At 46.1% G+C, this 13,027-nt stretch carries 16 protein-coding genes; 1 reads left to right on the top strand and 15 read right to left on the bottom strand.

All coding sequences use genetic code 11. From position 1 onward, the window contains the following. The 4 genes from DFR44_RS07945 to fdxA all read right to left on the bottom strand — a co-directional run bounded on the left by DFR44_RS07945 (position 1) and on the right by fdxA (position 3,409). Complete coding sequence (locus DFR44_RS07945; protein ID WP_133620835.1) at positions 1-591, bottom strand: DUF3261 domain-containing protein; 591 nt, start codon at positions 589-591, stop codon at positions 1-3. Beyond that, complete coding sequence (locus DFR44_RS07940; RefSeq protein ID WP_133620833.1) at positions 588-1,838, bottom strand: NAD(P)/FAD-dependent oxidoreductase; 1,251 nt, start codon at positions 1,836-1,838, stop codon at positions 588-590. Before DFR44_RS07940 ends, DFR44_RS07945 begins: the two co-directional genes overlap by 4 nt. Before the next feature lie 368 nt (positions 1,839-2,206). After that, positions 2,207-2,983 carry a ferredoxin--NADP reductase gene (locus DFR44_RS07935; RefSeq protein ID WP_133620831.1) on the bottom strand — a complete coding sequence of 259 codons (777 nt, stop codon included), beginning with the start codon at positions 2,981-2,983 and terminating at the stop codon, positions 2,207-2,209. Between the two features lie 93 nt (positions 2,984-3,076). After that, positions 3,077-3,409, bottom strand: a complete 333-nt coding sequence (gene fdxA / locus DFR44_RS07930) for a ferredoxin FdxA (protein ID WP_133620829.1) — start codon at positions 3,407-3,409, stop codon at positions 3,077-3,079. A gap of 239 nt (positions 3,410-3,648) precedes the next feature. Here fdxA and DFR44_RS07925 point away from each other — a divergent pair, with 239 nt between their 5' ends. Continuing rightward, a complete protein-coding gene (locus DFR44_RS07925) occupies positions 3,649-4,035 on the top strand; it encodes a sirohydrochlorin chelatase (protein WP_133620827.1) in 387 nt (128 codons plus the stop codon). Positions 4,036-4,058: 23 nt separating this feature from the next. Here the strand turns inward: DFR44_RS07925 and cobA are convergent, their stop codons facing one another. The 11 genes from cobA to DFR44_RS07870 form a co-directional block, all read right to left on the bottom strand. Continuing rightward, positions 4,059-4,778, bottom strand: a complete 720-nt coding sequence (cobA, locus tag DFR44_RS07920; protein WP_133620825.1) for a uroporphyrinogen-III C-methyltransferase — start codon at positions 4,776-4,778, stop codon at positions 4,059-4,061. Beyond that, a complete protein-coding gene (locus DFR44_RS07915; protein WP_133620822.1) occupies positions 4,775-5,293 on the bottom strand; it encodes a GyrI-like domain-containing protein in 519 nt (172 codons plus the stop codon). Before DFR44_RS07915 ends, cobA begins: the two co-directional genes overlap by 4 nt. 13 nt (positions 5,294-5,306) lie before the next feature. Then, complete coding sequence (locus DFR44_RS07910; RefSeq protein ID WP_246012086.1) at positions 5,307-6,593, bottom strand: sulfate adenylyltransferase subunit 1; 1,287 nt, start codon at positions 6,591-6,593, stop codon at positions 5,307-5,309. A gap of 66 nt (positions 6,594-6,659) precedes the next feature. After that, positions 6,660-7,247 (bottom strand): tetratricopeptide repeat protein, encoded by a 588-nt coding sequence (locus tag DFR44_RS07905; protein WP_133620818.1) that lies wholly within the window; start codon positions 7,245-7,247, stop codon positions 6,660-6,662. Positions 7,248-7,469: 222 nt separating this feature from the next. After that, positions 7,470-8,405, bottom strand: coding sequence for a sulfate adenylyltransferase subunit CysD (cysD, locus tag DFR44_RS07900; protein WP_133620816.1), 936 nt, complete (start codon positions 8,403-8,405; stop codon positions 7,470-7,472). A 108-nt stretch (positions 8,406-8,513) separates the two neighbouring features. After that, entirely contained in the window at positions 8,514-9,245 is a 732-nt protein-coding gene (locus DFR44_RS07895) for a phosphoadenylyl-sulfate reductase (protein ID WP_133620814.1), read from the bottom strand. A gap of 1 nt (position 9,246) precedes the next feature. After that, entirely contained in the window at positions 9,247-9,753 is a 507-nt protein-coding gene (locus DFR44_RS07890; RefSeq protein WP_133620812.1) for a DUF934 domain-containing protein, read from the bottom strand. An 85-nt stretch (positions 9,754-9,838) separates the two neighbouring features. Further along, positions 9,839-11,497 carry a nitrite/sulfite reductase gene (locus tag DFR44_RS07885; protein WP_133620811.1) on the bottom strand — a complete coding sequence of 553 codons (1,659 nt, stop codon included), beginning with the start codon at positions 11,495-11,497 and terminating at the stop codon, positions 9,839-9,841. 80 nt (positions 11,498-11,577) lie between these two features. Beyond that, a complete protein-coding gene (locus DFR44_RS07880) occupies positions 11,578-12,369 on the bottom strand; it encodes a sulfite exporter TauE/SafE family protein (RefSeq protein ID WP_133620809.1) in 792 nt (263 codons plus the stop codon). A gap of 202 nt (positions 12,370-12,571) precedes the next feature. Next, positions 12,572-12,853 (bottom strand): integrase core domain-containing protein, encoded by a 282-nt coding sequence (locus DFR44_RS07875; RefSeq protein WP_133620807.1) that lies wholly within the window; start codon positions 12,851-12,853, stop codon positions 12,572-12,574. Next, positions 12,819-13,027: DDE-type integrase/transposase/recombinase (locus DFR44_RS07870; RefSeq protein ID WP_162845205.1), on the bottom strand; the 209-nt coding region annotated here is incomplete at its 5' end. The genes DFR44_RS07870 and DFR44_RS07875, both read right to left, overlap by 35 nt.

Below are 13,027 nucleotides of genomic sequence, written 5' to 3'. Positions count from 1 at the left end.
TTAATCACCGATTGCATCAACTGTAATCGCATATTGATTTTGTTGATTGATTAGCCGAGTACGTTTTAAACTTTGATTCGTCGCATCCGAAAGGTTGTAGTAAATTTGATAAATAACTTCAGAATTGCAAGTTAGCTCTCGCATATTCGGAGTACTGAGCAAATGACAATTTACAGGCAAAACTTGACGTAATTTCTCTGCATCTGCATAGAGTATTTGTATATCTTGGAATACTTGCTGAGGTTGAAGAAACTCTGGAGCATAAGTCTCTTTTTCGATTCTAGTTGTGTAGCCATCAAAATGAAGTGACATCAACCGTTGCCCAAATTTTAATAAGACCAGTTGAACAGCCTGATTATTAACTTCCAACACTGCTTGAACTTGATGTTCCTGATTGTGTGCTTTGATATTCAATACCTGCGTCTGGGTAAAACTGACACCCCAGTCTTTAGGCTGGAGTAACGGCATCTCAAATCTTTTTTGCGGTATGACAATGTCTTGCGACGTTTGAACATGCGAGCAGGCAGTTAAGATTTGCAATAATGAGAGCAACAATGCCAAAAGTACAAGTTTAAAGACATTCACATTCATGTAGTAAGCAACTCGTGAAGAGCCATCAAGCGCCTTTTTGATTGATATACAAATGGATTATCAACATCCCAAGCATAACCAGCCAAAATTGATGAAAGCATATTGCGAATATCCGTTTGTTGTCTTTTGCTAAATACAATGTCTTGGAATTTACCTTCATACCATGCTTCGACATAAGTCCTGAAAACATCCACGCCTAAGCGCAAAGGTTGTTCAAAGTCCTCATTCCAATCCACTGGATTGCCTTCGCGCTCTTGAATTAAGCAATTGGCGGCTAAACTTGCAGATTTAACCGCGATGGTAATTCCTGACGAAAATACAGGATCTAAAAACTCCCCCGCATTACCCAATAACGCATAGCCTTGTCCAACCAGTGATTTAACATTAGCTGAATAACCTATTATTGTTTGAACGGGGATTGGCCAATTAGCATTTGATAACAAATGTGACAAATAATCATCTTGATGAACCAAGTTTTTCAACTTTTCATCATAAGAAGCACCCTCGATTTTTTTAAAGAAAGTGCTTTCAGCAACGACACCAAATGAACACCTGCCATTAGAGAAAGGAATGAGCCAATACCAAACATCAATATGGCTTGGGTGAACCGTAATTAAAATTTTATTGCGATCAAATGTTTTATCCGAGATATTGTCTTCAATATGAGTAAAAATAGCCTGACGAACGGGTAAAGTAGAAGGGCTTTCTAAATTTAACAACCTTGGAAAGACCCGAGCAAAGCCACTCGCATCCAAAACAAAATTTGCTTTGACTTGGTATTTTTCATCATTCTCGTGATTGCAGACAGTCACAATGCATTTTTTCAGCGCAGCATCATACTCATAAGATATTACTTCTTGACGGAATTTTATGATTGCGCCTTGTTTTTCGGCTTCTTTAATTAAAACCTGATCAAAATCAGCGCGTTGGACTTGAAATGTAGTACCCCAACCAGAGGAAAATTTCTCCCGAAAGTCAAAATGTGTGCGTTGCCCTTGATAGGAAAACTGAGCACCATTTTTAAATTGAAAGCCATAATCCACAACAGCTTGCAACATTCCTGCCTCTTCAATGAAGGCCATGCTCTGAGGTAGCAGACTCTCGCCGATTGAAAATCGTGGGAAAGTACTTTTTTCTAAAATCAGAACATCAATAGGTGTTTTTGATTTAGTTCTTAAAATTCCAGCAGCTACTGAGCCAGAAGGGCCAGCCCCAATAATCAACACATCCGTTTCAATGATATTCATTATAAAAACCTTATTGGATTTTTTAAAAGCCTCAGAACCAGATTCAAAGTTAAATCATTGCATGTAAGCTTTAGTTTAAGCACAAGGAGCTTATTGAAATTTTACCTATGTAAAAAGAAAGCAAGAAAAAACGTAATTCTAGCATAGAGCCATAGGTATTGGATTAACTTTATGAAGGAATGCTAACTAGTCATGCTAAAAACTCAAAATATTAAGACTAATTGCAAAAAAAGTTTTAGCAAATTGAACTAACTTTGACCCAATTGTCTCACGGTGAGTTTGAAAGAAATTTATGACCAAAAAATACAAAGGTTGCGTAAGCTAATAAAAAAATACCGACCTTGAAGGTCGGTATTTTTTTATTATTTTTACTTCTCGACAAAAGCCCGCTCAATCGCATAATCACCGGGTTCCCCCATGCGCGGCGACTCAACGAAGCCCATGTCATTCAGCATTTGACTGCTTTCTGCGAGCATGGATGGTGAGCCACAAATCAAAACGCGGTCGTGTGCGGCGTTGAGCTGTGGCAAGCCTATGTCTTGTGCCAGCTTGCCATTTTTGATTAAGTCCGTGAGACGACCTTGATTCTTGAATGGTTCGCGTGTGACGGTGGGGTAGTAAATCAATTTTTGCCGCACCTCTTCGCCAAAGAACTCATTGGCTGGTAGTTCATTTTCAATGAAATCTTTATAGCCCAGCTCGCTGACCATGCGCACGCCATGAATCAACACGATTTTTTCATAACGCTCATATACTTCTGGGTCTTTGATGATGGACATAAATGGCGCAAGTCCCGTACCCGTAGCAAATAAATACAGGTTTTTGCCTGGCAATAAGTTATCTTGTACCAATGTCCCTGTGGCTTTTTTGCTCACGAGAATCTCATCGCCAACTTTGAGGTGTTGCAAGCGTGAGGTCAGAGGGCCGTCTTGTACTTTAATTGAATAAAACTCGAGGTGTTCTTCATAATTTGCGCTAACAATCGAGTAGGCGCGCATGAGCGGACGACCATCGACCATTAAGCCAATCATGACAAATTGACCGTTAATGAAGCGGCAACTTGGGTCGCGTGTGCAGGTGAAGCTAAAAAGCGTGTCGTTCCAATGATGAACACTGGTAACGGTTTCGTGATTGATATTAGACATAAAAATTTGATGTTCTTTAAAAGCAAAAAAGACAGGGTTGTCGTGCAGTATATGCGGCAACGCTAAAAAAAGTTCCAATTCAATACTTAAAGCTTAAGATGGGTCTTTAATCAGATATTGCAATTTATCGGTTTTTTTCGCCCATTCGTCAGCGTCAGGCAACGCGGACTCCATGCGTGAAATCGTTGGCCAAGCCTTCGTCAACTCGGCATTCAGTGCAATCATATGCTGTTGGTCGGCGGGCACGTCTTCCTCTGCAACAATTGCTTCTACAGGGCATTCAGGGATGCACACCGCGCAGTCAATACACTCATCAGGGTCGATGACTAAAAAATTAGGGCCTTTTTTGAAGCAGTCAACGGGACAAACGTCCACACAATCAGTGTAACGACATTGAATGCAGGCTTCGAGTACAACGTGAGTCATGGGTCTTCCTTTTAAAAGCGGATGATGCGGGCGTAGCGGTCAATACAATGTCTTTGTATCGTTTTATCCGTTTCACCTAAAAATACAAAAGCCGTATTTTAGCGCAATTTACGCTGTTTTGTTGAGGCGAATGCGCCTTGCAACGCTATAACACATGATTTTTACAGTAAAAAATACAAAAAATATCCTTCATCGTAAAAATCGCTACAATGGGCACGTTTTTACTTCTGGGTTAGGTCATGTCAAATATCAACACAAACAAACGCGCCCTTATTCTTTTTGCCCACGGTTCGCGACAATCAGGTTGGCGCGAGCCATTTGAGCGGGTGGCACAGCGGCTTGAACAGCAAAATATTGATGCTCAAGTCGAACTGGCATTTTTGGAATTTATGCATCCAACCTTAAGTGAGTCTTTGGAAAACGTCATCACACAAGGTATTCATCACATCACGATTGTGCCGATGTTCTTTGGCGTTGGTAACCATGTTGCGCGTGATTTAGATGAATTAATTCAAGCAGTTAAGCAAAAACACCCTTACATTCAACTGTCCGTAGCGCCTGCAGTGGGGCAAAGTGATAATGTTATTCAAGCAATGGCAAGCTATGCCGCATCTTTCACCCGTTAATGCGCCATCACTGCGTGCGCTCATCATTTATCAGCCAAAGCCAAGCCCACAAGCAACACACACGGCGCATCGTGTAGCTCAAAACCAAAATCGGCCAACTGCCCCAATACCGTGCGTTGCTCGCTTTGGTTCGACCAACTCACGCCTTGCATGATGAGGGCAGGGGTGTTGGGTGAAAAGCCTTTGTCCAATAAACTGTGGGCAATTTGCTGCAACTGCCGTCCCGCCATATAAAAAACCATGGTCTCATTGGCATCGGCGTGCGCATCCCAAGCATGGTGCGGCTGGTTTTGCCCAACGCTGGCGGTCATCAGGCGCACGCTTCGCGATACACCCCGACGAGTTAAAGGGGTCTGTGCCGCAGCCGCAGCCGCCAGTGCCGCAGTGACACCTGGGACAACCTCAACATTTAAGCCAGCCGCTTTTACCGCGCTCATTTCTTCGTCTAAACGTCCAAAAATTGAGGGGTCGCCACCTTTTAGACGCACGACGCGTTCAAAAGCCAAGCCATTTTCAACCAGCAATTGATTAATCTCATCCTGCGGTCGTGAGCGACCCAAGCCGCAACGCTTGCCGACATCAATCAGAATCGCATCGGATGAACAATGCGTCAGCAAGCTCGCATCAATCAGCGCATCAAACAGCACGGCTTGAGCCGATTGCAAGGCTTTCAACCCCCGCAACGTAATTAAATCGGCAGCCCCAGGGCCTGCACCGACAAAAGTGACCGTGTGTGTACTCATCTTGACGTGGCTTTTTTTTCAACCGCGACATAAATAACCACATTGCTTTCATCGACGTATTGCTCAAAATCGCTAGAAAAACGGCGTTTATAGCTGCTGTCACCTTTTTCAAAATATGTCCAAACTTGCGCCCAGCCGTCAATGATGCGTTGAGGCATGCTGCCTTGGGTTTCAAAAGCCATGTATTCGCCAGCCTCAACCGTCACAACGCTCAAATCACTGTTGATTGCGTCCAATGCCACATCCTCGGCATCGGCGGCCTCGGTGTTCAGTATCCGTACACCCGCGGTCAGGTCAAATGCGCCGTGCTGATTGGATTCGTAATTGTTGTACACGCCATAAATGGGCGTACTCGGTTCACGATTCGGAATGCTGCTGATTAAGTCGCGCCCGAAAAAATCGCGCCAAAGTTGCCCAATTTTAGCCGTGTCAGGATTCATTTCATCGCTGTTGCGCGAAGACACCGACAGTCCTTTGACTGTAAACGCAGGGAAAGTGACAATCTGTTGACTCATGATGCCCCTCCGATTACGCAAACATGCCAGCGGCCAAGGTTTGATTGCTCACCTCATCAATGACGATGAACGCGCCCCCCGCCTTAATCTCGGCATAAGCATCAATTGGCAGCGCATGTTGCAACTGCACATTAACCCGAGCAATTTCATTCATTTTCAAATCGCTGGCACTTGAGTGCTCTTCCAAGGCGTGGATGTCCAACTTGTAATCAATCGCATTGATGCGCGCCGCTACCGTTCGAGTTCCGTGCTTAATCAAATACTTACGCGACAAACTTAAAGTATCATCTGAAAACCAGCACATGTCCGCCGCACGGGTTTTACTCACTTCAGCCGCTTGCGACGCGATGTTAATCCAATCTCCGCGCGAAATATCAATGTCATCCGCCAAGGTCAAAGTGACCGATAAACCCGCATACGCATCATCGCGTTCGCCATCATAAGTATGAATGCCCGCAATGGTCGTTTCACGATTTTGCGGCTGAATCACGACGGTATCGCCCACGCGCACCGTACCCGATTCGATGCGGCCTGCGTATCCACGAAAATCATCGATTTTATTGCCATCATGACGCACCACCTGCTGAACGGGAAAGCGCAATGCTTGAGCCGATTCGTCAGGCACTTCCAATGTATCCAGCAGCTCAAGCAGGGGCGAGCCTGTATACCACGACAACTCATCCGAAGCGTGCACCACATTATCGCCCTTGAGAGCCGACAACGGTATCGGCGTGAAATGCGCCAAGCCCACCCGTTCAGCCAAGGCTGTGTAACTGTCCACAATGCGGTTGTATTTGCTTTGGTCGTAATCAATCAAATCCATCTTATTCGCCGCAACAATCACATGCTTGACACCAAGCAACGCCACCAAGGCAGAATGTCGCTTGGTTTGCGTCAACAACTCCACTTGCCCAGCCACTGAAAAATCAATTTTACCCACATCAATCAAAATAATCGCCGCATGCGCGGTCGACGCGCCCGTCACCATATTGCGCGTGTATTGCTCATGCCCTGGGGTGTCGGCGATGATGTACTTGCGGCGCGGCGTGGCGAAATAACGATACGCCACGTCGATGGTGATGCCTTGCTCGCGCTCGGCCTCCAAACCATCCGTCAACAGCGACAAATCAACGCTGTTGTCATACGAGCGGTTGTGTTTAGACTTAGACACAGCACTGAGCTGGTCCACAAAAATGCTTTTAGAATCATACAGTAAGCGGCCAATGAGGGTGGATTTGCCATCATCGACGCTGCCTGCGGTGATGAAGCGGAGGAGGCCTTGGTTGTGGGTGGTGGTCATTATTTTTCCTTTGTATAACATTTGTTCATTAGCATGAGATCCATATAAGTTTCTTGATGATGGAAGCTATTTGGCATTAGTAAGCATAAATAAGGCTAACTTGTCACCAAGATCTGCAGCTTGTTTCCAAAAAAACCGCGCCTTTTTCATGTCTTTTTTGGCAACACCAAGCCCATTTTGGTACATCACTCCTAAGCTGTATAATCCATTTGGGTCGTTTAATTTTGCTGCCTTTTCAAACCAAAATAAAGCAGTTTTATAGTTTTTTTTGACGCCATCTCCTCTTAAAAAGAAGCCTCCGTATCCAACCATGGCATCAGATACGCCTTTATTAGCTGCTGATTTATACAGACTCATTGCTTTTGGATAATCAATGCCTTTACCTGAAACTCCAAACTGATAATAGAACCCTAGGCTATTTTCTGCCTTTGCATAACCTTCGTTTGCAAGTTGCTCATAATATGGGAGTGCTGCCGAATAGTCCTCTTTTTCAAAAAAACACTCTGCAATTTGATATCTTTGGAGTTGGGTGTTATTGTCAATGGCTAACAGTTGGCAATTATCTTCCTTCACCGTTTCTGCTTTTGACTGACAAGATAAAAACAACATAATCATCAATAAAGATGGAAAGAGTAGATGCTTTATTGGTTTCATTGAAAGATTTAGTAATTAATAGTTCATAGGGTGCAATAAGTGTTTTTGCGCATTGCGCCGCGTGTCTTTAATTAGCCACTGCGTTTAAATTTACAGTGTATGGCGTTTGCGGCTTGTGACGCTTTGCACTGCATTGTTACGTGGGAGATTGCGGGTCAAGCCCGCAATGACATTTTCAAGGCCGTTGCGAGTCAAGCTCGCAATGACGTTTTGCCCCAGTGTTTAAAAATAACCTTCTTTTTTCCGTTTTTCCATTGACGCTTCGCTGGTTTGGTCGTCGAGCCGCGTTGCGCCGCGTTCTGTAATCGTGGTTTCGGCGGTTTCGGCGAGGATTTTATCGACGTTGTCCGCGCTGGAGTGTACGGGGCTGGTGCAGGTCATGTCGCCGACGGTGCGAAAGCGCACGCGTTGGGTTTTTAAGCTGGCGCGTTCGCCGTCGGTTTGTGGCGGGGTGATGGGCATGTTGGAGACAATCAAGCCGTTGCGCTCAAACACTTCGCGGTCGTGGGCGAAGTAGATGCTCGGTAGTTCGATGTTTTCGCGTGAAATGTATTGCCAGATGTCCATTTCGGTCCAGTTGGAAATTGGGAAGACGCGCATGTTTTCGCCTTTGTGTACGCGGGTGTTGTACAAGCTCCACAGCTCAGGGCGTTGCGCTTTTGGATCCCATTGGCCGAAGTCGTCGCGGAATGAGAAGATGCGTTCTTTGGCGCGGGCTTTTTCTTCGTCGCGGCGCGCGCCGCCGATGCAGGCGTCAAAGCCGTGTTCAGCGATGGTTTCGAGCAATGTTACGGCTTGCGCGGCGTTGCGGCTGTCGGTGTCTGGGTTGCGCAGGCGCACCGTTCCTTTGCGGATGGATTCTTCGACGCTGCCGATAATCAAACGTTCACCAAGTCGGTTGATGGTGTAGTCGCGAAACTCGATGACTTCGGGGAAGTTGTGTCCCGTGTCGATGTGTACGAGCGGGAAGGGCAGTTTGTTCGGGCGAAAGGCTTTTAGTGCCAAGTGCAGCACGACCAGCGAATCTTTACCGCCCGAGAAGAGTAAGGCGGGGCGTTCGCATTCGGCAGCGAGTTCGCGCAAGATGTGGATGGATTCGGATTCGAGCCAGTCAAGGTGGGCGCTGTTGAATTGTTCGTTAAAGTGTGTCGTGCTCATAATATATTCTTTAAAAATGAAGCGGGTATTTTAACATGTGACTTTTGGCGGCTGATTGCAAAACCTATTGCAAAACCTATTGCAAAACGTGTTGCAATACATTCATGTTCAGTCTGCGTGTGGGTCTTCTTTTTTCTGGGTTGTGGGTGAAGCAGCTTGTTCGGATACGTGTAAACCACATTCTTTCGAGTCTTGGTTTTCCCACCACCAACGACCTGCGCGGATGTCTTCTCCTGCTTTAATCGCGCGGGTACAGGGTTCACAGCCAATTGATGGATAGCCTTTGTCGTGGAGCGGGTTGTAGGGCACGTTGTGTTGCGATATATAGGTTTTGACATCGTCAAACGTCCAATCCGCGATGGGGTTGAATTTTTCCAAGCCGTTGGCTGCGTCAAATTCGTGTACGTGCAGATTCGTGCGCGTGACGGACTGTTCACTGCGTTGTCCTGTGAGCCATGCTTTTTGCCCCGCCAATGCGCGTTTGAGTGGTTTGACTTTGCGAATGTGGCAGCAGGCCTTGCGTAAATCGACCGATTCATAAAAGGCGAATTTGCCATGCGCGGCGATGTAGTGTTCAACATCTTGTGCGTCAGGCACAAACTCGGTTACGCTTAAACCATAGTGCGCTTGGATGACTTGTACCATCTGGCTGGTTTCGTTATGCAGCAGCCCAGTTTGTAAGGTGAAGATGCCAATTGGTAATTTGGCCTTGGCAATCATGTCGGTGATGACCATGTCTTCTAACGCCAACGAGTTGGCGAATACGGCTGGGCTGAAATCAGCTGCGATGCGCTCAAGCGTGAGTTGTGTGGCTTTGATTTTATCGGCAAGTGTGCTCATTTTATGCTCCTTGACGTACAAAAAATGGGCGGGCGTCGTCGGTTGAGCCTTGGTAGGGTGTTGTAAATGCGTTCAAGGCTCTTAAAGCAGAGTCGATTTTTTGGTCTTCGCGCAAAGACAAGGCGTTAAAACCGACCCGCGTCATGTAAAACACTTGGTCAACCAATACGTCGCCGATGGCGCGTAATTGATTTTTAAATCCTAAGCGGTTGCGCAAAATATAAGCAATAGAATAGCTGCGACCATCGGTGAACTTTGGAAAATCCAAGGCAATAACAGGAAATGCCGACCAGTTAAGGTCAAGATGCTCAGGTTCAACAGTGTTGTTCAGCCACACGCCAACATCATGGCGGTTATGCAGTGCGGGTTGCGCTTGCCACGTCGCCAAGGGCACGATGACTTGACCCGTGGGCACGTTTAATGTGGCCTCATCTTCGCCCTCGGTGGCGCGGAGCAAGTGCCAATCATCGGTAGCGGGTTGTTGATTCAAAATGAATGGTTTGGCCATGGTTACTCTCGGTGTTATCTGATTTTTATCTGCTTTTGGTTTAAATTTTGGTTTGAAGTTTGTTCAATGTGTACTTAAAACCGTTTTAGTGTTTCGGTGGGTAGACATTTTCTTTAAACGGGGCGATGCCTATGCGCTGGACGGTTTCGAGAAAATGTTCACCATTTTGTTTGTGAGCAAGATAAGTATTGATGATTTTTTCAATGACGCTAGGCACTTCATCGGCTTTAAATGATGGGCCAATAATTTTACCAATGGTCGGTTTATAGCCACCTATGGTTGAGCCATCTGAGCCACCGAGTGAAATTTGGTACCATTCATTGCCATCCTTGTCTACTCCTAAAATGCCGATGTGACCGACATGATGATGACCGCAAGAGTTCATGCATCCTGAAATATTCAATTGAATATCGCTTAAGTCGTACAAATAGTCGAGATTGTCAAATTTGTCTTGAATCGCATTGGCAATTGGAATCGACTTGGCGTTGGCGAGCGCACAAAAGTCACCGCCAGGGCAGGCAATAATGTCGGTCAACAGACCGATGTTTGGCGTCGCCAAACCTTGTGTTTTAAGCGCGTCCCAAACGGCTTTGAGGTCTTCTTGTGCAACATCGGCGAGGATGAGGTTTTGTTCATGGGCAACGCGAATTTCGCCGAAACTGTATTGCTCGGCTAAGTCAGCGACAAAGTGCAGTTGCTCCGTAGTGGCGTCACCAGGGGCGACTTTATTGGGCTTAAGTGAGACCACAACGGCACTGTAGCCTTCGACCTTATGCGGCTTGACGTTGCGTTCGCGCCAGCGGGCGAATGCCTTGTCTTGTGTGTCAAAATTAACAGCAGGGCGGGCAGGGTAGGTGCGTTGGGTGAAATGGCCGCGCACGCGTTCTAATTCGTCTTGGGTTACGGTGGAGGGGCCATTTTCTGCGAATTTGAACTCTGCTTCGACTTGACGAGCAAATTCCTCTGCGCCCAAGGCTTTGACTAGAATTTTGATGCGGGCTTTATACATATTGTCCCGACGACCATAGCGGTTGTAGACCCGCAAAATTGATTCGCAATAGCTCATCATGTGTTGCCAAGGCAAAAATTCTCGAATCACCGCGCCAACAATGGGCGTGCGCCCCAAACCGCCACCGACCAAAACGCGAAATCCGATGTCGCCCGCATCGTTTTTGACAATGAATAGACCAATATCATGAAATGACGTGGCCGCACGGTCTTCTGTTGAGGCACTGACGGCTATTTTGAACTTGCGTGGCAGGTGGGCAAATTCGGGGTGAAATGTGCTCCATTGGCGCAAAATTTCGCAATACGGACGTGGGTCAACCAACTCGTCGGCGGCAACGCCCGCAAACTGGTCAGAGGTGATGTTGCGGATGCAGTTGCCCGAAGTCTGGATGGCGTGCATTTGCACATTGGCTAAATCTTGCAAAATATCAGCCGAGCGTTCTAAGGCGGGCCAATTGTATTGAATGTTTTGGCGGGTTGAGAAGTGGGCGTAGCCGCGATCGTACGTGTGAGCGATGTCCGCTAAAGCATGTAATTGTACCGACGATAATAATCCGTAAGGAATAGCAACGCGCAGCATCGGGGCGTGACGTTGGATGTACAAGCCGTTTTGCAAACGCAAAGGGCGAAACTCATCTTCAGACAGCTCGCCTGATAAATGGCGATTGAGCTGGTCGCGGTATTGATTGACGCGCTCTTGAACGATGGCTTGGTCTAGGTCAGTGTACTTGTACATAGTTAAATCTCAAAATAAACGAAAAGAATGCGAACTCAAAGCTCGTAAGTATAAAGGTTTTAAAGTGCAAACCATTGTACTTACACCAGCAATTTGTAACCCGAAATAGTTAAAATGACAGCCAATAACATACGCAGTAAGCGTTCAGACGCCTTGGCCGACCAGTGGCTGCCGAGCCAAATTCCAGGAATAGAACCCAGCAACAAAACCAGCAGTAAATTAAAATCAACAGAACCTAAGCTGGCGTGTCCCAATCCTGCAACCAAAGTTAAAGGTACAGCGTGAGCGATGTCGCTACCAACCAAACGAACGGCTGGGCTGTGATTATACAGTGCATACAATGCAACCATGCCAACAGCACCCGCACCCACAGAGCTAAATGTAACCAAGAATCCCAAAACGAGACCCAACAATACGGTCATGATTTGGCGATTTTTCGGGGCGTGATTTGAGTGAAAACCATGGGGGTGCTGTTCAACTCGCTTTTTACGTAACAATTGAGTTAAAAAAATCGCCGCCGCCGTTAAGAACAACATGATGCCGAGCACTTTTTTCATGTACAAATTGACAACATCTGAGTCAATACTGGCGTTGCGCAGCCACCATAAAGTCAGCAGGGCTGAGGGAATGCTTCCCAAAGACAATAAACCTGTGATGCGCCAATCAATGTTGCGGTGTTGCTGATGCTTGACGACGCCAAACGCTTTTGTAATGGCGGCGAATAATAAATCAGTGCCTACGGCCAAAGATGGTTTAATACCAAAAACAAATATTAACAGCGGCGTCATGAGCGAACCACCGCCAACACCCGTTAGGCCAACAATGATGCCGACAAGAAAGCCAAGTCCAATGTAGAGCGGATCAAAAATCATGAACATCCTTTTTTAATGACAAAGTGGGGGGGATCAAACAATCAAAAATAGATAAACAGCATTATAGATATTGAATATGTATTTTCAAAATAATGAATTGCAATTTTATATTCTATTTTTATATAAAGAGATTTTATAATTAAGGGGATGTCGCAAATATCATCCATGCCGTACTTGATTTGCCCTCATTTCAACGGACATTTTAAGCAGCTATTTTAGATGCTGCGGATTCAAATTTTACAGGGCTTTGGTATCCCAATTTTGAATGTTTGCGTTTGAAGTTGTAATAGGCTTCAATAAACCAGAAGATTTCGCGTCTGGCGTGCTTCATTGACTCAAAGGCAATGCGATAGACATGTTCGACCTTGAGCGTGTGGAAGAAGCTCTCACAGGCGGCATTGTCGTAGCAGTTGCCTTTGCCGCTCATACTGCATTTCAAGTCATAAGCTTTAATCAATCGCTGATAGGCTTGCGAACAGTGCATTGATGCGCTCACCAAAAGCCCAACCAATCACCCTGCGTGAGTACAAGTCAACCACCACTGCCAAATACAGCCATTGCTTCTTCACCCGAATGTACGTGATGTCAGCCACCCATTTGGTATTCGGTGCATCGGCGTCAAAGCATTGGTTGAGCAAGTTAGGCGCTGTGGGTAGGT

The sequence above is a fragment of the Hydromonas duriensis genome (genome assembly GCF_004363775.1).
Classification (GTDB): Bacteria; Pseudomonadota; Gammaproteobacteria; order Burkholderiales; family Burkholderiaceae; genus Hydromonas; species Hydromonas duriensis.
Note: the sequence above shows the minus strand (reverse complement) of the source record. Positions and strands in the feature narration are given on the sequence as shown.

Excerpts from the sequence above, each read along its gene's own strand:
- DFR44_RS07945 (WP_133620835.1), bottom strand. The coding sequence starts at position 591 with ATGAATGTGAATGTCTTTAAACTTGTACTTTTGGCATTGTTGCTCTCA.
- DFR44_RS07940 (WP_133620833.1), bottom strand. The coding sequence starts at position 1,838 with ATGAATATCATTGAAACGGATGTGTTGATTATTGGGGCTGGCCCTTCT.
- DFR44_RS07935 (WP_133620831.1), bottom strand. The coding sequence starts at position 2,983 with ATGTCTAATATCAATCACGAAACCGTTACCAGTGTTCATCATTGGAAC.
- fdxA (WP_133620829.1), bottom strand. The coding sequence starts at position 3,409 with ATGACTCACGTTGTACTCGAAGCCTGCATTCAATGTCGTTACACTGAT.
- DFR44_RS07925 (WP_133620827.1), top strand. The coding sequence starts at position 3,649 with ATGTCAAATATCAACACAAACAAACGCGCCCTTATTCTTTTTGCCCAC.
- cobA (WP_133620825.1), bottom strand. The coding sequence starts at position 4,778 with ATGAGTACACACACGGTCACTTTTGTCGGTGCAGGCCCTGGGGCTGCC.
- DFR44_RS07915 (WP_133620822.1), bottom strand. The coding sequence starts at position 5,293 with ATGAGTCAACAGATTGTCACTTTCCCTGCGTTTACAGTCAAAGGACTG.
- DFR44_RS07910 (WP_246012086.1), bottom strand. The coding sequence starts at position 6,593 with ATGACCACCACCCACAACCAAGGCCTCCTCCGCTTCATCACCGCAGGC.
- DFR44_RS07905 (WP_133620818.1), bottom strand. The coding sequence starts at position 7,247 with ATGAAACCAATAAAGCATCTACTCTTTCCATCTTTATTGATGATTATG.
- cysD (WP_133620816.1), bottom strand. The coding sequence starts at position 8,405 with ATGAGCACGACACACTTTAACGAACAATTCAACAGCGCCCACCTTGAC.
- DFR44_RS07895 (WP_133620814.1), bottom strand. The coding sequence starts at position 9,245 with ATGAGCACACTTGCCGATAAAATCAAAGCCACACAACTCACGCTTGAG.
- DFR44_RS07890 (WP_133620812.1), bottom strand. The coding sequence starts at position 9,753 with ATGGCCAAACCATTCATTTTGAATCAACAACCCGCTACCGATGATTGG.
- DFR44_RS07885 (WP_133620811.1), bottom strand. The coding sequence starts at position 11,497 with ATGTACAAGTACACTGACCTAGACCAAGCCATCGTTCAAGAGCGCGTC.
- DFR44_RS07880 (WP_133620809.1), bottom strand. The coding sequence starts at position 12,369 with ATGATTTTTGATCCGCTCTACATTGGACTTGGCTTTCTTGTCGGCATC.
- DFR44_RS07875 (WP_133620807.1), bottom strand. The coding sequence starts at position 12,853 with ATGCACTGTTCGCAAGCCTATCAGCGATTGATTAAAGCTTATGACTTG.